This is a genomic window from Pantanalinema rosaneae CENA516 (assembly GCF_050753385.1).
GTDB classification, from domain to species: domain Bacteria; phylum Cyanobacteriota; class Cyanobacteriia; order Leptolyngbyales; family Leptolyngbyaceae; genus Pantanalinema; species Pantanalinema rosaneae.
In genome coordinates, this window is sequence record NZ_JBLZFZ010000012.1 from 1 (window position 1) to 18,426 (window position 18,426).

The following is an 18,426-nucleotide window of genomic DNA, read 5'->3' on the forward strand; positions in this document are numbered from 1 at the left end:
AGATGTGTATAAGAGACAGCTCCAATCCCCCGGCTCCCACCTCTGGTCAACCGGCATGGGGAACGCCTAATTCTGCCGGAATCAACCCTTCCAGCCCACCGTCCAAACCCCCAATGCCAGCGATTCACGATCGCCGTTGTCTCCATACCTTGAGTGGGCATACCCGTTGGGTAATGGCAGTGGCGATTAGCCCGGATGGGCAGATCGTAGCCAGTGGCGGACTGGATGATGTGATCAAACTCTGGAACCTGACCACCGGAGAACTGATTGCCACCCTAACTGGACACACGAAAGCCGTAAATTGTCTAGCCTTTAGTCCCGATAGCCAGTTACTGATTAGCGGCAGTGATGATGACACGGTTAGAGTTTGGCAGGTTGCCAGTGGTAAATTGCTCCGTACCTTGACAGGACACACACGGGATGTCAACTCAGTCGCCGTTCATACCGATGGTCAGTGGTTGGTCAGTGGCAGCGAAGATCGCACGATCCGGTTATGGAAGTTAAGCAGTGGCGAAACCCTACGCATCTTTCCCAATCTGGCAGGGATGATTCGATCGGTGGCAATCAGTCCCGATGGTCAAACCGTAGCCAGTGGGGGGTTAGATAATCAGGTCAAGCTATGGAATTTGAAAACTGGAGAACAAATCCATACCTTTGCGGGTAAACATTTCAATTCTGTTAACGCGATCGTCATTAGTCCAGATAGCAAAACCCTGGTGAGTGGCAGTAAAGATAAAACGATTAAGGTATGGAATTTAACCCGAGGGGAAGCCATTCGCACTCTGTCCGGTCACTCGGATTCCGTCAATGCGATCACGCTCAGTGCCAATGGTAGGGTATTGGTGAGTGGCAGTAGCGACAAAACGATTCGGGTTTGGCAACCCCAAACCGGGGAACTACGCACAACGTTACATGAGAGCCATCCCATTAATGCAGTCAGCATCAGCCCCGATGGCGGTATCATTGCCAGTGGCAGTTCTGACAATACCGTCAAACTATGGCAGGTGAGTGAAGCCAGGTAGACTTTTGTATCTCTGCCGCATGTGGCGTGAAGATCGAGACAATTGTGGGTAGGCTAGAGAATAGCCCCTCACACATAAGCTCATGAATGCGGCTCAGTATCCGTTTGGTAAAATTCATTATTTTTTTAGAAAAGCTGATCACGCTCGCTGGCAACGGTTACAAAGTAAACAACATATCCTGCGATCGCAGCTTGGCTTTACCAGTCCCCCATCCTCCCGTCCTAAACCCTGTCAGGGCTGTACCCATTATCATGGAATTGCCTATGGTTACCGCCAAGACACCCGAACGATTCTAGTGTGTGGGCTGCATCCCTATGGGTGGCAAGATGGCGAGCAATGCCCGGATTGGTGTAGTAGTCAATAAAATCTGATTAAAGAATAGTTAGGGAATGCAGGCAACCCCTATTGATCGCATTCATTTGTTATCTGTTGGTATCTGTTGGTATCTGTGCCTCCCATCAACAATCTGAATGACGCAAACCGTCAGCCTAGGCAATCTGTCTCCGCGCGATCGCACCGAGCATCATGATTGATCGAGGATGATTGTTAGAAACACCTGCTCACTTCCAGGCAGGATAGCTACGGAACGTCCGTTAAGAGGTTATGCTGGTACGGTTTCGAGTTATATAGTTCGACTTGCTTGAGCGATCGCTGCACAAGCAGAGGGCACAGGGCAGCAACATCCCTTGAGTTACACGATGATGCGCATGGGTAACCTGCTAGTATCCATGATTGATTTAGTAGTTTTTGTTTGTACGAGCTTGGGTTGAGCGTATGAAATCCTATTTGGCGGCTGCTATTCAAATGACCAGCTTACCTGACCTGCAAAAGAATTTGGTGCAGGCAGAAGAACTCATTGATCTGGCAGTGCGCCAGGGAGCTGAACTCGTTTGCTTACCAGAAAATTTTTCATTTCTGGGTGAAGAAGCCGATAAATTGGCACAGGCAGATGCGATCGGGCAAGCCAGCGAAAAATTTCTCAAAGTGATGGCGCAGCGCTTCCAAATCACGATCCTAGGGGGTGGCTTTCCTCAACCAGTAGACAATGGCAGAGTGCATAATACGGCACTCCTGATTGGACCGAATGGCGATGAGTTGGCACGGTACGAGAAAGTACACTTGTTTGATGTGAATTTGCCCGATGGCAACACCTATCAAGAATCCAGTACGGTATTAGCCGGAATGCGATTACCTCCGGTCTATCCCTCTAAGGATTTGGGCAATCTTGGCTTATCCGTTTGCTATGATGTGCGCTTCCCAGAACTCTATCGCCATCTGTCTCAAATGGGAGCCGAGGTACTGTTTGTTCCCGCCGCCTTCACCGCCTACACCGGCAAAGACCACTGGCAAGTGCTTTTGCAAGCGCGGGCGATCGAAAACACCTGCTATGTGATTGCCCCTGCCCAAACGGGACAGCACTATGCCCTGCGCCAAACCCACGGTCATGCCATGATTATCGATCCCTGGGGGATTGTCTTAGCCGACGCTGGCGATAAGCCTGGAGTTGCCCTCGCCGCGATCGAGCCTTCCCGCTTAGAACAGGTGCGCCGACAAATGCCGTGTTTGCAGCATCGGGTATTTGTCTAAGTCCACCCATCTAATCACATGAGAAACAGCGTCCTGGTGGCTAGATTACCAAACCGGGACGCTGTCAGAGTGTAAGGGTGAGGCGATTAGACCCTAACCATCATCGGTTCAGAGCTTGACAGCGGCAGTTCACTACTTAACCCATCAAAGACACAGGCAATCACCTGATCAACTTCTGCCATTGTCAGACTGGAAGACAGCGGCAGGCGAAGAATGCGATCGCTGAGGGCTTCTGTTACACGCATATCTCCAGCTACCCGACCATACTTTTGTCCGGCTGGGGCGCTGTGCAGAGGGACATAGTGGAAAGTGGCCTGAATTCCCTGCGCCTTTAGGTGCGCTAACATGCGAGTCCGGGTTTCCAGATCATTCAATAGCAGATGATAGATATGACCATTATGCTGACAGTGCAGCGGCACCCGAGGGCGACGGGCAATCCGACCCAGTTCTAGTTCCGCAAACGCTTTATGGTAGTGATGCCAGAGTTTGAGCCGCTGCGCGATAATTTGTTCAGCCTGCTGAAACTGTGCCCAAAGAAAGGCGGCAACTAATTCACTGGGGAGATAGGACGATCCAATGTCAACCCAGGTATACTTATCCACCTCACCTCGGAAAAACTGGCTCCGGTTTGTGCCCTTTTCCCAAATAATTTCGGCACGTTTGACCAGGGTTGGGTCATTAATCACTAAGGCCCCGCCTTCGCCTGACACAATATTTTTGGTGGCATGGAAGCTAAATGCTGCCATGTGTCCATAACTACCCAGAGGCTGCCCTTCATAGTAAGCCATCGAGGCTTGAGCCGCGTCCTCAATCACGATCAGATTGTATTGATCTGCGATCGCACGAATTGTTGGCATTTCACAGCCCACCCCAGCATAGTGAACTGGCATAATTGCCTTAGTTTTGGGTGTAATCGCCGCTTCAATTTTGGATTCGTCAATATTGAGGGTATCGGGGCGAATATCGACAAATACTGGCACTCCTCCCCGCAAAACTACCGCATTAGCTGTCGATACAAAGGTATAGGAGGGAAGAATCACTTCATCTCCTGGCTGAATATCCGCTAGAATCACTGCCATTTCTAACGCGGCAGTGCAGGAGTGGGTGAGTAGTGCTTTTTGAGAACCAATGGTTGATTCCAGCCAGGTTTGGCACTGTTTGGTAAAGCTACCATCCCCAGTAATATGCCCACTAGCGATCGCCTGCTGAATGTACTCTAGTTCCTGTCCAGTAGTATGCAGTCTGGCAAAAGGAATGTGCATGGATACTCCCAATAAGTATGTCAGTTATTACGCCAAATTCAGTTGATGCTCCACTTCACAAACAAGCTGGACAGCAGATAGTTTAATGCTGTGCTCTAGCGGATAGGACACCATTACTCTTAAATTCTGCTTATACCGTATTGAGAAATAGGTTGAAAACTAGAGAAAGGATTAGTTCAATAGGAGTACAACCTATTTCCAGGGAATTTTAGTCAGGTAGATAGTAACAAGATTACAGCCACACTGTTTGCATAGACCGGCAGAGAGAACGGTATTTTTTACTATTACCTCTAAGCTGACCGATTCAGGTATTACAGCCCTCTCGAATTGCTCAAGATTAGTGGCTGTTGAGAGATCCCTACAATCACTGAATTTAAATTCCTTTAGATAAAGTTTTAATGTTGCATAGGTAAACTCTATCTGCGGGTTTTTACAGAAGCAAGTACAGCAACACTTTCTTTATGAGAGCTTAAAACTGTAGCTATAAATACTTCATCATCACTGTGCATCTTCCCTAACGTCCTTCTGGCGATAGATTGAGCACCAATTCATGCAGGATACAATCTTGGGCTGAGGGAAACGGTTGTCCAAGTGCGTTTATCAGTTGGACAAATTCAGTCACCTGAATTCATCACCGCTTTTGCTCACCCCACATCAGCCTCCGTGATTTTATTGATACGGTATTGACTGATCTAGTGACACCGCCTGCTAAGTACCAGGCATCCTTGGGTAAAATTACAGAAAATCCATTTGTGTTGTATGAGGTGCGGTATGCGGAGACGATTGAGGCGGAGGTCAACGTAACTCATCCTCGAAACAGGTGATTGTCGTGCTGCCCTCCCATCTCCATTACCTATGCTCAAAATTTCACCTTGGAATTTGATTACTCAACCTTCACGTTGGCTTAACTCAGAGCGCTACTTGAAGGCGTATAATTTTTGTAGTTTTAGATACAAATTTGTAGTGTGAATTCGCGTGAGTTCACAGAGCTAATCTCTACCCCAAGAGAGTTTTTAATGGGGGTAGCAGGTGAAGTGTCTGGCAAGATGCAGGAAATGCAGCCTTACCTTGCTATTTCCGCATCTTGAGCCTGGAAAACCCTGGCGTTTTCAGTCTAAATCTGCTTCAACGGTAGATAGAACAGTAAATTATTTGGGATTCATTGAGGACGGAGCATGAAAGCAGAACCAAGCAAAGAGCGCAGTAAAGTTGACGCAGTCAACCATTCGTACCAGGAATTTAATTTTGATCAATGGGTCAAGCAAGTTAGACCGCAGTTACTTGCCTCTGTCCATAAAAAGGGCATGAAATATTAAATTTTGTTGTGACCATACCCAGCATTGTCCGCGATCGCTGAAACTACAGGCGATCGCGAGTTGGTGAATGCGATCGCTCAGGCAGGTAAATTCGCCCCGGCGATAGTTGCTGATATCGCTGACCTGTGTTTGTTATCACAGGCACTTTGGAAGGGATTGCTATCTTAGTAGCAGGCAACTCAAGGACAGCAAAGATGGCGCAGCAGGACGCATACCAGATCCTTTTAGAACGGCTCCGATCGGCAATAGGAGTGTTGGAGCGATCGCCCCAGGATCCACTGCACCAGGATGTGCATTCCATTTGCCAGCAGTCTGGACACGCCAATTTTCGGATTGCGGTGTTTGGGCCCTTCAACTATGGCAAATCGACTTTATTGAATGCCCTGCTGGGGGAACGGGCATTACCGATCGATTTAATTCCCACGACGGGAGCTGCAATTACCGTCCAGTATGGCGACACCCTGCGGAGTCAGATTCGCTTCCAGGATGGCAAAACCATTGAGGAAATGGGAACAGAGATTCTTAAGCAGTTTGCAATTTTGGATGACGAGCGCCGAATGCGGGATGATGTCGCCTCGGTAACTGTCCTGTGTCCCCATCCCTTCCTCAAGTCCGGCGTGGAATTGATTGATCTGCCGGGAACCAACGATCGGGAAGCCCAGGATGCCTTAGTCAAAGAGCAATTGCTCACGGCGGATTTAATTATTCAGGTCTTGGATGGGCGGAAGCTGATGACCTTAGGGGAACGGGAGCACTTACGCGACTGGTTACTCGATCGCGGCATTGAAACCGTTGTGTTTGTCGTCAACTTCCTCAACCTATTAGAACCAGAAGACCAAAAGCAGGTTTATAACCGATTGCGGTTTGTCGCCGAAAGTTTTCGTTCCCAGTTGCCTGCGGGAGTTAGTAACCTGTATCGCGTCGATGCCTTACCTGCCTTACGAGCCAGGTTAAAAGGCAACATGGCAGATGCCCAAGCGGCGGGTCTGCCGATGTTAGAGTCGGCACTACAGACGATCGTGGAACAGCAAAAAGAGCAAATTGCCACCCGCATTCCCCGCGTCAAGGCGATCGCCCGTCAGGTGCAACAAGCCCTTCAGAGCAAGATAGATAGCTTGCAAACGGAACTCACTACCGTAACCACAAAGCGTGATCAACGGGTTCAGATTAAACAACAGGCAGCCCAACTGATCAACCAGGGATTTACCACCAGCGTCACCAAATTCACCGACTGGCTCTCGCTAATTAATCTATTGGATCAGTATCAAAATGACGCTGCCGAAGCGCTGTTTCAGGGGACTTTCAAAGCCTGGGAAACGGGGATATTTAAGGCAACTGCGATCGATCATCAGCAAGCGGTTGCCAAATGGGTGCATCAAGCCTGCGACTTTTTTGAGCGCGATCGTCCCCATCAACTGCTGGTCAGTTTTCCACCACCTCCTGATGTAGAATTGCCTGAGCAGCCTAGTAGCAGTCCCGGTAGTAAGTCTGCAAACCTAAACCCTGAAACCCTGTTAGCCGGTGGATTAGGGTTCGTGTTAGGAGGACCTGTAGTAGGGGCACTTTTAGGCGGAGCCTCTTACCTGCTAAATAAAACTCTGGACTCGGATAGTTCCACACCATCCACAACGGTTTCCGAAGCTCAAGTGCGTTATGCCTGCCTGGAAGCAGCGCGGGACTATTTAGTCAATTTCAGTGCCCTCAATCTTGCGGCTGTGCAACGCTATGAACTGGTAGCAGAACGAGTTATCCGGTACGAAACGGCGACTGAAGGGCAAGCCATAACCCAACAACACTACCAACTGCAATTGCTCCAAACGACGTTAGAGAATTTAGCGGAAGCGCTACGATCTCTCTAATTGGTTGTTCTCGGCTTGATCTATGCCCCAATTTGATTTCCGCGATCGCAAAATCCTCCTGCCTCTCACTCTGGGGCTATCCCTGCTCACAGCAACTCCACCGGCATTAGCCTTACCCCCTGCCGACGATCAGCCTGAAGAAGTCCTACGGGCACAGATGATTATTGGGGCCCGATCGCCGATCGACGGGAGCCCGCTAACCGCCGTCGAATATGCGGAACTGCAAGCCCACCTGGAACCTGTACCACCGCCCAAACCCATTGTCTCCCCCAAAGTTCGCCGCATCATTGGTCTGCTGAAAGTACGACGCTTTATTAAACGCTTCCTACCGTTTATTCCAATTAGATAATCAGTTTAAGGAGATTTCCCGAATAGAAATGACCGGACAATTAGCAATTTTTGATAGAGGCGAACAGCCACTTGCCCGTACAAAGGTAAAAATTTTCCTAGAAATCTCCTAAGCTTTAACACAGCCATTATTACCACGTAGCATGACCTTCACGGCTAGTTCTTCCTTCGACCTGCCCGCTCTGATCGCCGAGTTGCAGGGGCTAGATCTGATCACCGATCTAGCTCAGATCGCTAAACTATCAAGCGATTGTTATTACTTTAGTCCCGTCCTACAACCCATTCTCAGTGATAAATGTGGTGATTTAGTGGTTCGAGCTGCCAACGAAGCCGAGGTGCTGCGGGTGGCTGAGGCATGTGTTCGGCATCGTGTCCCCATTACTGTGCGGGGGGCAGGCACTGGCAACTATGGACAATGTATGCCGTTGGCAGGCGGAGTCATCCTCGACTTAACCCGGATGCAGGCTGTGAAGTGGATGAAGCCGGGAATTGCCTGTGTGGAACCGGGAGTGAAACTGGCAGCGATCGATAAACAATCCCGCGAGATCGGGTGGGAAATTCGCATGGCTCCCTCTACCTACCGTACTGCGACGATCGGAGGCTTTATTGCTGGAGGGAGTGGCGGCATTGGCTCAATCACCTATGGACAACTGCGCGATCGCGGGAATCTATTAGCCCTGCGGGTGGTAACGATGGAAGATCAACCCCGTGTGATCGAACTGCGGGGGGACGATGTGCAAAAGGTGAATCATGCCTATGGGACGAATGGCATCATCACCGAACTTGAAATTCCCTTAGCCCCTGCCTATGCCTGGGCAGAAGCGATCGTTAGCTTTTCCGACTTTATGGCGGCGGCTCGGTTTGGTCAGGCAATTGCCCATAGTGATGGGTTGATCAAAAAATTGGTGACGGTATGCGCCGATCCGATTCCCACCTATTTCACTGCCCTGCGATCGACGATTCCGGCATCTCATCATGCGGTATTAGTCATGGTAGCTGAATGCTGTTTGGAACCCTTTCACGAACTGGTCAAAGAATTTAGTGGTCATTTCTGTTACGAGAAGACGGCTCAGGAAGCGGCAAAAGGGGTGACGTTGATGGAATATTCCTGGAATCATACGACCCTCCACGCCCGTTGTGTGGATGCCTCCTTAACCTATCTGCAAACCCTATTTCCGGCGGATCCAGACCTGAAGCTGGTTGAGCAAATGTATCACCGCTATGGTGACGAAGTCATGATGCACCTGGAGTTTGCCCGAGCCATGGGTACGATGCACCCGATCGGCTTGCAACTGGTACGCTATACCACCGAGAAGCGGTTAAACCAGATTATTGCCGATCACGAAGCTGAGGGGGCCATTATCTTCAATCCTCACACGTATATTCTGGAGGATGGTGGCATGAAAACGGTGGATGTGGAACAGTTGGCATTTAAGGAACAGGTTGATCCCTACGGATTACTCAATCCCGGCAAGATGCGGGCATGGCTAGAGCAAAGACATGGCTGAACTGATCTTTTCTCTACCCTGGCACTGTTTAATCCGTTCGGCTCAAGTGACTGACCAGTGGATACTGCAAAAATTTGTGCTAGGGCTAATCTGGACAGAAGCCTTCGCCTTTGATTTACGGATGCTGGCTTATCGAGTCCTGCGGTTAGCTGCCCTGGGGGTCGCGATCGCTCTAGAACAGTGGCTCTTACAGCAGCCGATCGCCCAGCCCTGGAAACTGCTGGTAGTGATGCTATTGTTCTATTCCTGTGGTGCGGCGTTTCTCTCGATCTGTACGCTATTCCTATATCTGCTCCTCATTCCCACCGAGCCCTTATTTAACTGGTCGCTCTATCATGTGATCGAGTGTAATGGGGTGCCCGTTGGCTGTGCGGCGCTGGGGCATTACGCTGAGTTTTGCGTGTTATATCACCTATTCATTCATCCCGACTGGCGGCGACGATCGTTGGGAGCCTGTTTAGTCCAAAGCCTGACTCAAACTACCCACCAACCGATTTATCTGGTCTGTAAACCGAAGTTGCAATGGTTCTATAGCCGTTTAGGCTTCCAGCCGGTTGCTTGGCAGGATCTTGCTCCCCCGGTGCTGGTTCACTTTAGTGATTTTGACCTCGATCGCCGCCTGTATGGAGTCACCTGGAAGGTGATGTGCCACTCACGATGACATCTGCCAGCCCAAACGAGTTGGCTGTTCATACACCCGTTTTAAGGTATTCACATCCCGTACAGAAATAGTCGGTGGTTGCGCTACCTGAGTAGTATACAGGGCATCCGTCGGGAGTAAGCTATGCCCCCAAATCCCTAGCGCATGACCTAACTCATGGCGGGCGGTTGCCAGGGTATAGGCTAGGGGTTGATCGGGTCGTAAATAGATCGTAAAGCGATGGGCTAAGGCGATCGCAGTTGCCGCCTTTGTTTCAGCCGGAGTCCGTTTAACGTAAATTTCGTAGCGAGTTTCCGCATTCCGGGCACGAATCTGGAACCGAGGGGATGGGGTTGGTTGTGAGCTATTTGACGGTTCTGAACTGAGTCGTAAGGGAGGAGTCGATCGCCAAATTATGATATCAGCTTCCTCCGCCTGGTTAACCACCGTGAGCGGTAAGTAAGCGTTCCACTCCTGGATCGCCTGGAGCACCGCCTTTACCCAACCCTGCGATCGCTGGGCAGTAAAAGCATTGGGTGGATTAGTCTCCACGGGTTCCACAAATACCTTCACTGGAAAGTCTGACCAGACTAAGTAGCCCACATTCACAGGCTGGATCTGGTCAAAATAATCTCCACTTGCCTGTTTGTCCTGCCATTGTGCCAAAGTTGGCGGCAGAGGATGGACTTGGAAAGGCACATCCCGCTTCCCTGCCTGAGCCAACTCTGTGTTTGAACCAGGATCATGCTTTAGCTGCAATCCATCCGTCGGCATCGACCAGGAGAATGCAGTAGATCCCCAACTCACGATCGCCAGTCCCACCATAAAGGCAAGACAGGATTTCAGCCACGATCGCACCTTTGCCTGGGTCACATCCGGGAACCAGTTCACATGGGGTCAGTTAGCGAGGCAACCAATTAGAACTGAGGATGACCGTCATGCCCATAAAAATGGCAGTTAACGCCCAGGTCACACGATTCAGAGTCGTTTCAGCACTCTTGGTACTGGTAAACAATTGCGCCTGTCCCCCTAATCCGCCTAAACCATCGCCTTTAGGACTATGAAGTAAGACCAAAACGATCAATCCCAGGGCAGAAAGCGACCAGATAATTTGCAGGACAGCAGTCAGCGACATGTGAAAACCTTTTGATGAACAAGATTCGGTGTTAGCTCAAAACGAGACGATGGAGCGGCTAAACATCCACCGTCCTCTAGTCTATCGCAAACTGATTTTGCCTTAATGCCCTAACGTGCGACTTTCACCGGAGTCCGGTTTGCCCGCACATCAAAATCAGCCGCCTGGATCATCGAACGTCCAGTCATTTCCGGGGGCTGGGGAACTTTGAGAATATCCAGAATCGTGGGCGCAATATCTGACAACCGTCCATCCGATCGCAGAGTGACATCGGTACCATGACCGGGAATCTTCACCCCTTCCCCTTCAATCAAAATCAATGGCACTGGATTGGTGGTATGGGCAGTCCAGGGATTCCCTTGCTCATCCCACATCAACTCTGCATTACCGTGATCGGCGGTGATCAACGCGGTTCCTCCGGCGCGGCTAATGCTTTCCAGTAACCGACCGAGGCAAGCATCTACGGTTTCCAATGCCTGAATTGCAGCATCCATATTGCCCGTATGCCCCACCATATCCGGATTCGCATAGTTGATCACAATCAGCGAATAGATCCGACGCTCGATCGCGGCAATCACCGTATCCGTCACGGCAACGGCGGACATAGCGGGAGCGCGATCGTAGGTTGCTACCTGAGGACTGGGGATCAGTTCCCGATCTTCACCGGGAAAGGGTTCCTCAATCCCCCCATTAAAAAAGTAGGTGACATGGGCGTATTTTTCCGTTTCGGCAGTGCGGAATTGGCGCAAGCCGTGGTTCGCAATCACTTCGCCCAGAATGTTACTGAGGTTCTGGGGCTCAAATGCCACTTCAACGGTTAGCGAGGGGTCGTATTGGGTAAATGTGGCAAACGCCAGGGATGGGATCATCTCCCGATCGAAACCCTGGAACTTGGGATCGACAAAGGCTTGGGTCAGTTGCCGCGCCCGATCGGGACGGAAGTTGAAGAAAATCACGCCGTCTCCCGGTTCAACTGCACCAGGAGCAATCCGAGTCGGTACCACAAACTCATCGGTGACTCCGGCATCATAGGAGGCTTGTAATACTTCTAAGACCGATCGCCCGTCCCCAGAGCCATCCTGGGTCATGATGTTGTATGCCCGCCGTACCCGATCCCAACGACGATCGCGATCCATGCTGTAATAGCGTCCGCTTAAAGTGACGATCCGCCCAATGCCAAGCTGCTCGGAGTAATCCACAATCTGTTGAATTGAGTGCTTCCCAGAGGTGGGTGGTGTATCCCGTCCATCCGTCACTACATGAATGCAAACATCCGTCAGCATTTGCTCCTTTGCCATGTCCAGTAGACCCAGCAGGTGGGTGACATGGGAATGTACGCCTCCCTCGGAACACAGTCCGACCAGATGGAGCTTGCCGTTATTCCGCTTGACGGTTTGACAAATTTTCACCAGGGCAGAGTTGCTCAGCAGTGTGCCATCTTCAACCGCATCGGAAATCCTGACTAATTCTTGCGGAACTACCCGTCCGGCTCCAATGTTGAGATGCCCTACCTCAGAATTCCCCATTTGACCCTCTGGCAACCCGACATCCTTGCCAGAAGTGCGAATTAAGGTGTGAGGATATGCCTGCCACAAACTGCTCATGACAGGAGTCTTAGCGGCTGCCACGGCGTTCCCGTCTGTGTCCTCGCGATACCCCCAGCCATCCAGGATAATTAATACAACTGGAGAGATAGGCGCTTGCGCCATAAAACCATGCCTTCCGTGAATGAATTCTTCCGCAAATCATAACATTGCCACCCACTCTCTCGAAGCTAGTGCAAATACGAGAGTGTCAGGAAACTGTAATGATATTTTACCGAAATGGCAAACCCAGCCCCAGCAATTACCGAGTGCATAGGCAAATTGGCAAGGGGATCAGACACTAGGATTAATGATCGTTGTAACAGATTTTGCCAACGCTACCTTGAAACTAAATGGTTTCTTCGGAATCTACGATCGTGAGTGATCCCCATCATCTGCTGCGGTCAATCGTCAGGGAGTGGCTTCAGGCTGGAACTTCTGATTCAGCCTATATATAACGTCGCTCAGTCTATCCCACACCGATCGCCAGACTCCCTTACTTTTGAGCTTTCTTCGCTTTTTCCTTCTCCTTCTGTTTGGCTCGTTTCGCCGCTGTTTTCGCCACTTTTTCGGCTTCGATCGCCGCTAGTCGAGTTTTTTCTTTTTCCTCAGCAATTTTGTCGAGATAGTAATGATAGTCGCCCCGATAGAGCAGTAATTCACCCTCCCGAATTTCTACAATCTTATTGGCAACCTGGGAGATAAAGTACCGATCGTGGGAGACGACGATCGCGGTGCCATCGTAATTCTGTAAGGCATCCTCCAGCATTTCCTTCGCCGGAATATCTAAGTGATTCGTCGGTTCATCTAGGATCAATAGATTGGCTGGACGCAGTAGCATTTTAGCCAGAGCTAATCGGGCTTTTTCGCCGCCACTTAAGGCTCCGACCTGCTTAAACACCATCTCGCCACTGAACAGAAACCGTCCGAGCAAGGTGCGAACCTCTTCATTCGTCCAACTGGGCACTTCATCGTGGATGGTATCCATCACGGTCTTCTCTAGATCCAGAGCTTCTGCCTGATTCTGTTCAAAATAACCGGGGATCACGTTATGGTCGCCGAGTTTTACGGTTCCTTCGGTTGCCGCTTCCATGCCCATGATCAGGTGTAACAGCGTCGATTTTCCCGCCCCATTGGGACCCAGAATTGCGATGCGATCGCCCCGTTCGATCAACAATTCTGCCCCCAGAAACAAAATTCTGTCATCGTAGGCATGGGTTAAATCCTTAATCAGTACGACTTCTCGACCGCTGCGGGGAGATGGCGGAAAGTGAAACTTTAAGGTTCTTAGTCCGGCATCGGGAGCTTCAATCAGTTCAATTTTCTCTAATTGCTTTTCACGGCTCTTGGCTTGGGTGCTGCGGGTGGCACTCGCCCGGAAGCGATCGACGAATGCCTGTTGTTTTTCTAATTCCTTCTGTTGGCTTTCATAGGCACTTTGTTGGGCTTGCCGGTTTTCTTCCTTCTGCTGCAAGTAGGCGGAGTAGTTCCCTAAATAAGTCGTAGAAACACCACGCTCCGTTTCGACAATTTGAGTACAGAGGCGATCGAGAAACTCCCGGTCATGGGAGACGATTACCATTGGGGTTTCGATCCCCTTCAGGTAAGTTTCTAGCCATTCGATCGTTTCTAAGTCCAAATGGTTTGTTGGTTCATCCAATAACAATAAATCGGGAGTTTGCAGCAAAATCTTGCCTAAACTCATCCGCATCTGCCAACCGCCACTAAAGGCACTGACCAGACGATCGCCATCCTCCAACGCAAAGCCCAGTTCGGGCAGAATTTTCTCAACCCGAGTATCTAAGACATAGCCATCCATCGCTTCAAATTGGCGCTGCAATCGATCCATTTCGTGAATGAGCTTGTCCAGTTGTTCGGGATCTGCCGTTTCCATCTCGCGATGCACCTGTGCTAACCGTTCATGCACATCGTTGGCTTCCCGAAAGGCTCGCCAAAACTCCTCCCGCACAGTCCGACTGGGATCAACCTCAAACTCCTGGGTCAGGTAAGCAATCCGTAAACTGGCAGGACGAATCACTTCCCCGGCGGTCGGTTCAATTTCACCGGCGACAATCTTCAGTTGCGTGGTTTTTCCTGCCCCGTTGACTCCAACCAACCCAATGCGATCGCCCGGTTTCACTTCCCAATTCACATCCTTCAGGACTTCTCCGGTGGGATAAATTTTGCTGACATGCTCCAGGCGCAACATAAGGACTTCTCCAGGCAGAGTAAGGAAGGGTATGGCTTGACTTTAACAAACTATGACGTTCCAGATAATCTCAACTTCACCCGTTATGCCGCGATCGCGGCAACCCGATGGGAAAGCACAGCCTGTTGTCAGAGCGATCGCATCGATGAACGTATCAAAGCAGCAGCTATTTCCTGTAAATCCACGGAGGTAATTTGATCAGATGGCATCAGTAGCCATTAAACCTGCCAATAGTAAACCTGATTTACTCGCAATTTCCCTAAGAAAATTAGTTTGACTTTGAGCTAGAAATGCCGAGCTTTGAGCAAAGCTTTTTCCTGTTATTCCAGCTTTTATTTGTGGGAACTCTGTAATTAAGTTCCGGCAACTTATGAATAAATCAGGGGATTTGAAGTGAGGTTTCATGCCTAGTTCGCTGACACCATCTAACCGTTCAGAACAGCACTCAAGCATCTATCAATATGGCGGAGATCTACTAAATCCAAACCATTCAACGAATAGTGACTCTAGCCAATCTGGCAGATTTCGCTTCCGTAGCCATGAGCCAGCGGATACTGTTAGAAAAATTAAAGTTAAAAGTCGAAATCAATCCGTATTCGATCGCGTTGGCACAGAGGATACCGATGATTTATTTTGCTTCAAACTAAGGAAGGATAGTGTTCTCAACCTATCATTAAATGGGCTACAAGCCGATGCCGATTTGGCATTACTCAATCAGAATGGACGGGTGATTCACACCTCCAGTAACAACGGTACAACGTCTGAAACCTTACGCATTGTTCTAGAAGCCGGTACTTATTATGTGCGGATTCATGCCAATAGTGGCAATACTCCCTATCGCTTCAGTTGGCAAGCAGATAGCCGACCCAAAACCTTACGGAACTATGCGGATACGCTCCAGGGCTATAGCGATGACAATGTCGTATTGGACTGGAACCAGGTCACGCTGCAAGCGATTAAAGCCGCCGGTACTCCTCCCCCTTATGCGGCCCGGAATATGGCGATCGTTCATGCCGCCATTTATGACGCAGTGAATTCGATCGTGCATTTAGGGCAACAGTATTGCACAACCGTTAACGCACCCCGGGGAACCTCTGCGATCGCAGCCGTAGCAGGAGCCGCCTACCAAACGCTGATTAGCTTATATCCCAATCAGAAAGCCACGTTTGATGCCGCATTAGCGAATACTTTGGCTCGCGTTGCCGATGGCGCTTCGGAACAAAATGGCTTGGCGATCGGCACGGCGGTTGCCAATCTCATCCTGTCCGCTCGGAGTAATGATGGAGCGAATGCTACCGTTGCCTACACGCCTCTCGCTGGAGATGAATACTGGCATCCTACAGCCCCCAACTTTGCTCCAGCGCTACTGCCGCAATGGCCATTCGTCAGACCTTTTGCGATGACCAGCGATGACCAATTCCGTCCGGCTGGACCACCTGCTTTTACCAGTGCCCAGTTTCAATCTGAGATAGATGAGGTACGGCGGCTAGGGGGCAATGTTAATTCCCAGAGAACGGCTGACCAAACCGAAATTGCCCTATTTTGGGCAGATGGCAGTGGCACCTATACCCCTCCTGGTCACTGGAATGATATTGCAGAGGATATTGCTCGGCGAGAAAACACCAGTTTGTTTGAGGATGCCCGTCTGTTTGCCATGCTGAATATTAGCCTGGCAGATGCTGGCATTGTCGCCTGGGATGCCAAGTATGCCTATAACCAATGCCGTCCGATTCAAGCCATCCGGGCATCCTCCGCTCCCACCTGGACACCGTTAATTAATACACCACCCTTCCCGGATTACATTTCCGGACACAGCACCTTTAGTGGAGCGGCTAGTTCCATGTTGTCCTATTTATTTGGCAATAATTACAGTTTCTCCACAACTACCGATGGTTTACCGGGCGTTATCCGCTCCTATCGGAGTTTTGAGCAAGCCGCCAATGAAGCGGGACGCAGCCGCATCTATGGTGGCATTCACGTAGAATCTTCTAACCAGGATGGGCTAATGGCTGGACGGCAGCTTGCCAGTTATGTAATGCAAAATTTCCTGGTTGTATAGCGGTTCTCAGGCTGAAACACCCCCCAGAGCGATCGCCGGGATCACCTGGGGGATGTTTGTGAATCAGCAATCAACTGGGGTTAGCCACCCGCGATCGCTGGAATGATGCTGACTTCATCGCCTTCTTTCAACGGGGTTTTGATGCCCTCTAAGAAGCGGATGTCTTCGCTGTTGACATAGAAATTGACGAAGCGGCGCAGTTCGCCCTTATCATCACATAACCGAGCTTTGATCCCCGGACAGCTTTGTTCCAATGCATCCAGTAGTTCGGCGATCGAACTACCATTACATTCAACCGTGGCTTGATTGTTGGTCAGTTTTTGCAAAGGGGTTGGAATCAGAACTTTAACGGACATAGGGCGTAGTTAGTAGATAGTGAAGTAAGGAATCAATCGTGACGGTTAGCCGATGATGATCAGAATTCGGTTTCACGACTTGCGTTGCCCAAATCCGTGATCACCCAGCTAGAAAACCGACTTAAACCAATACCTGTTGCCATTCCAGGCGATCGAGGGTACGGGAGCGTTCCAAAGCTCGCTCAAAGCTATCCAATTTTGGCTCAATCGTCAGGGGTTCGCCAACATATCCCTGCACCGCTTCTTGAGTTTTTAATCCATTCCCCGTGATGTAAACAACCGTGGTTTCATCGGGGTTAATTTTGCCTGCTTCCACCAGTTTCTTCAGCACCGCTACAGTTGTACCACCTGCGGTTTCCGTAAAGATCCCTTCGGTTTCAGCCAGCAACTTAATCCCTTCGACAATCTCAGCATCCGTGACCGACTCAATGTTACCGTTGGTTTTCCGAGCAATATCGACGGCATACACACCATCCGCCGGATTCCCGATCGCGATCGACTTGGCGATGGTATTCGGCTTGACGGGGGAGATAAAGTCCCGACCTTCGCGGTAAGCCTGGGCGATCGGAGAGCAACCCTCTGCCTGAGCCCCACTGAAGCGCACATGCTTGTCTTCGACTAAGCCCACATCGACAAATTCGCGGAAACCTTTGTAGATCTTGGTAAACAGCGAACCCGAAGCTAGAGGAGCAACAATGTGATCCGGTAGTTGCCAACCCAGTTGTTCTGCGACTTCATAACCCAGCGTCTTCGAGCCTTCCGAGTAGTAGGGACGCAGGTTGATATTAACGAAGCCCCAACCGTGGGTATTTGCCACTTCGGAACAGAGGCGATTCACCTGGTCGTAATTGCCTTGCACTGCCATCACGGTAGGACTGTAGATCAACGTCCCCATGACTTTACCCGCTTCCAGATCAGCCGGAATGAAGACACAGCAATCTAGACCTGCATGAGCCGCGATCGCCGCTGTGGAGTTTGCCAGATTGCCAGTGCTGGCGCAGGACACCGTAGAGAAGCCCAATTCCCGAGCGCGAGTCAAGGCAACCGATACCACCCGATCCTTGAAGCTGAGGGTGGGCATGTTGACCGCATCATTTTTGATATACAGCTTGTTCAGACCCAGACGACGCGCCAACCGCTTGGCTTGGACTAATGGAGTTAGACCTGTTCCCACATCGATCGGGGTATCAGTTGCTACAGGTAGGAATGGACGATAACGCCAGATCGAGTGTGGACCCGCTTGAATACTTTCGCGAGTCACCTGCCGCCGCAGGGCATCGTAATCATAAGCAACTTCTAACGGCCCAAAGCAAAGTTCACAGACGTGAATTGCCTTGAGTTCGTACTCTTCACCACATTCTTTACACTTCAGCGCCCGGAAGGTCGCCGTGGTGGACTGCTGCGTTGGGAGTTGGGTTGCCTGAGTCATGGGTCTACGTCTCTCTGAAGAAGCTGGATTAGAGTGTTTTTCTACCAATGCGCCCGATAGTAACACGAGGCACAAAAGCCCGTCAAACATACCCGATAAATTTAGTCGGGATT

Annotated in this window: 19 protein-coding genes; 11 read left to right on the top strand and 8 right to left on the bottom strand. The window is 50.3% G+C overall.

Annotated features, from left to right (window positions below; translation table 11 throughout):
- From ACN4EK_RS08940 to ACN4EK_RS08950, 3 genes are all read left to right on the top strand, one after another.
- Positions 1–1,022 (top strand): WD40 repeat domain-containing protein (locus ACN4EK_RS08940; RefSeq protein ID WP_431657486.1); only part of this gene is annotated, 1,022 nt, incomplete at its 5' end.
- Positions 1,023–1,104: 82 nt separating this feature from the next.
- On the top strand, positions 1,105–1,386 hold the full coding sequence (locus ACN4EK_RS08945) for a hypothetical protein (protein WP_431657488.1): 282 nt from the start codon (positions 1,105–1,107) through the stop codon (positions 1,384–1,386).
- A gap of 410 nt (positions 1,387–1,796) precedes the next feature.
- The gene (locus ACN4EK_RS08950) at positions 1,797–2,609 is read left to right on the top strand and encodes a carbon-nitrogen hydrolase family protein (RefSeq protein WP_431657489.1); all 813 of its coding nucleotides are present in this window, start codon (positions 1,797–1,799) and stop codon (positions 2,607–2,609) included.
- 86 nt (positions 2,610–2,695) lie between these two features.
- Here the strand turns inward: ACN4EK_RS08950 and rffA are convergent, their stop codons facing one another.
- Positions 2,696–3,871 carry a dTDP-4-amino-4,6-dideoxygalactose transaminase gene (gene rffA / locus ACN4EK_RS08955; RefSeq protein ID WP_431657490.1) on the bottom strand — a complete coding sequence of 392 codons (1,176 nt, stop codon included), beginning with the start codon at positions 3,869–3,871 and terminating at the stop codon, positions 2,696–2,698.
- A gap of 1,175 nt (positions 3,872–5,046) precedes the next feature.
- On the opposite strand from rffA, the gene ACN4EK_RS08960 reads away from it, so the two are divergent.
- From ACN4EK_RS08960 to ACN4EK_RS08985, 6 genes are all read left to right on the top strand, one after another.
- Positions 5,047–5,187: a hypothetical protein gene (locus ACN4EK_RS08960; RefSeq protein WP_431657491.1), complete on the top strand. Its 141-nt coding sequence runs from the start codon at positions 5,047–5,049 to the stop codon at positions 5,185–5,187.
- Positions 5,188–5,211: 24 nt separating this feature from the next.
- Complete coding sequence (locus ACN4EK_RS08965; RefSeq protein ID WP_431657492.1) at positions 5,212–5,355, top strand: hypothetical protein; 144 nt, start codon at positions 5,212–5,214, stop codon at positions 5,353–5,355.
- A 26-nt stretch (positions 5,356–5,381) separates the two neighbouring features.
- Positions 5,382–7,046, top strand: coding sequence for a dynamin family protein (locus tag ACN4EK_RS08970; protein ID WP_431657493.1), 1,665 nt, complete (start codon positions 5,382–5,384; stop codon positions 7,044–7,046).
- Between the two features lie 22 nt (positions 7,047–7,068).
- The gene (locus ACN4EK_RS08975) at positions 7,069–7,395 is read left to right on the top strand and encodes a hypothetical protein (protein ID WP_431657494.1); all 327 of its coding nucleotides are present in this window, start codon (positions 7,069–7,071) and stop codon (positions 7,393–7,395) included.
- Between the two features lie 142 nt (positions 7,396–7,537).
- Positions 7,538–8,902 carry an FAD-binding oxidoreductase gene (locus tag ACN4EK_RS08980; protein WP_431657495.1) on the top strand — a complete coding sequence of 455 codons (1,365 nt, stop codon included), beginning with the start codon at positions 7,538–7,540 and terminating at the stop codon, positions 8,900–8,902.
- Positions 8,895–9,563 carry a GNAT family N-acetyltransferase gene (locus ACN4EK_RS08985; RefSeq protein WP_431657496.1) on the top strand — a complete coding sequence of 223 codons (669 nt, stop codon included), beginning with the start codon at positions 8,895–8,897 and terminating at the stop codon, positions 9,561–9,563. The genes ACN4EK_RS08980 and ACN4EK_RS08985 overlap by 8 nt, the downstream gene beginning before the upstream one ends.
- On the opposite strand, the gene ACN4EK_RS08990 is transcribed toward ACN4EK_RS08985, so the two are convergent.
- The 4 genes from ACN4EK_RS08990 to ACN4EK_RS09005 all read right to left on the bottom strand — a co-directional run bounded on the left by ACN4EK_RS08990 (position 9,555) and on the right by ACN4EK_RS09005 (position 14,469).
- Complete coding sequence (locus ACN4EK_RS08990; RefSeq protein WP_431657497.1) at positions 9,555–10,433, bottom strand: hypothetical protein; 879 nt, start codon at positions 10,431–10,433, stop codon at positions 9,555–9,557. The genes ACN4EK_RS08985 and ACN4EK_RS08990 overlap by 9 nt on opposite strands.
- A 10-nt stretch (positions 10,434–10,443) precedes the next feature.
- On the bottom strand, positions 10,444–10,677 hold the full coding sequence (gene secG, locus ACN4EK_RS08995; protein WP_431657499.1) for a preprotein translocase subunit SecG: 234 nt from the start codon (positions 10,675–10,677) through the stop codon (positions 10,444–10,446).
- A gap of 110 nt (positions 10,678–10,787) precedes the next feature.
- Complete coding sequence (gene gpmI, locus ACN4EK_RS09000) at positions 10,788–12,386, bottom strand: 2,3-bisphosphoglycerate-independent phosphoglycerate mutase (protein WP_431657500.1); 1,599 nt, start codon at positions 12,384–12,386, stop codon at positions 10,788–10,790.
- A gap of 370 nt (positions 12,387–12,756) precedes the next feature.
- Positions 12,757–14,469 carry an ABC-F family ATP-binding cassette domain-containing protein gene (locus ACN4EK_RS09005; RefSeq protein ID WP_431657501.1) on the bottom strand — a complete coding sequence of 571 codons (1,713 nt, stop codon included), beginning with the start codon at positions 14,467–14,469 and terminating at the stop codon, positions 12,757–12,759.
- Between the two features lie 36 nt (positions 14,470–14,505).
- Here ACN4EK_RS09005 and ACN4EK_RS09010 point away from each other — a divergent pair, with 36 nt between their 5' ends.
- On the top strand, positions 14,506–14,667 hold the full coding sequence (locus ACN4EK_RS09010; RefSeq protein WP_431657502.1) for a hypothetical protein: 162 nt from the start codon (positions 14,506–14,508) through the stop codon (positions 14,665–14,667).
- Here ACN4EK_RS09010 and ACN4EK_RS09015 read toward each other — a convergent pair whose 3' ends face one another.
- Positions 14,668–14,874, bottom strand: a complete 207-nt coding sequence (locus ACN4EK_RS09015) for a hypothetical protein (protein WP_431657503.1) — start codon at positions 14,872–14,874, stop codon at positions 14,668–14,670. It lies immediately after the preceding gene.
- Here ACN4EK_RS09015 and ACN4EK_RS09020 point away from each other — a divergent pair.
- Complete coding sequence (locus tag ACN4EK_RS09020) at positions 14,873–16,528, top strand: pre-peptidase C-terminal domain-containing protein (RefSeq protein ID WP_431657504.1); 1,656 nt, start codon at positions 14,873–14,875, stop codon at positions 16,526–16,528. The two genes, ACN4EK_RS09015 and ACN4EK_RS09020, sit on opposite strands and share 2 nt — an antisense overlap.
- An 80-nt stretch (positions 16,529–16,608) precedes the next feature.
- Here ACN4EK_RS09020 and ACN4EK_RS09025 read toward each other — a convergent pair whose 3' ends face one another.
- The gene (locus ACN4EK_RS09025; RefSeq protein ID WP_431657505.1) at positions 16,609–16,884 is read right to left on the bottom strand and encodes a MoaD/ThiS family protein; all 276 of its coding nucleotides are present in this window, start codon (positions 16,882–16,884) and stop codon (positions 16,609–16,611) included.
- Positions 16,885–17,005: 121 nt separating this feature from the next.
- A complete protein-coding gene (gene thrC / locus ACN4EK_RS09030; RefSeq protein WP_431657506.1) occupies positions 17,006–18,313 on the bottom strand; it encodes a threonine synthase in 1,308 nt (435 codons plus the stop codon).
- Positions 18,314–18,426 lie beyond the last annotated feature (113 nt).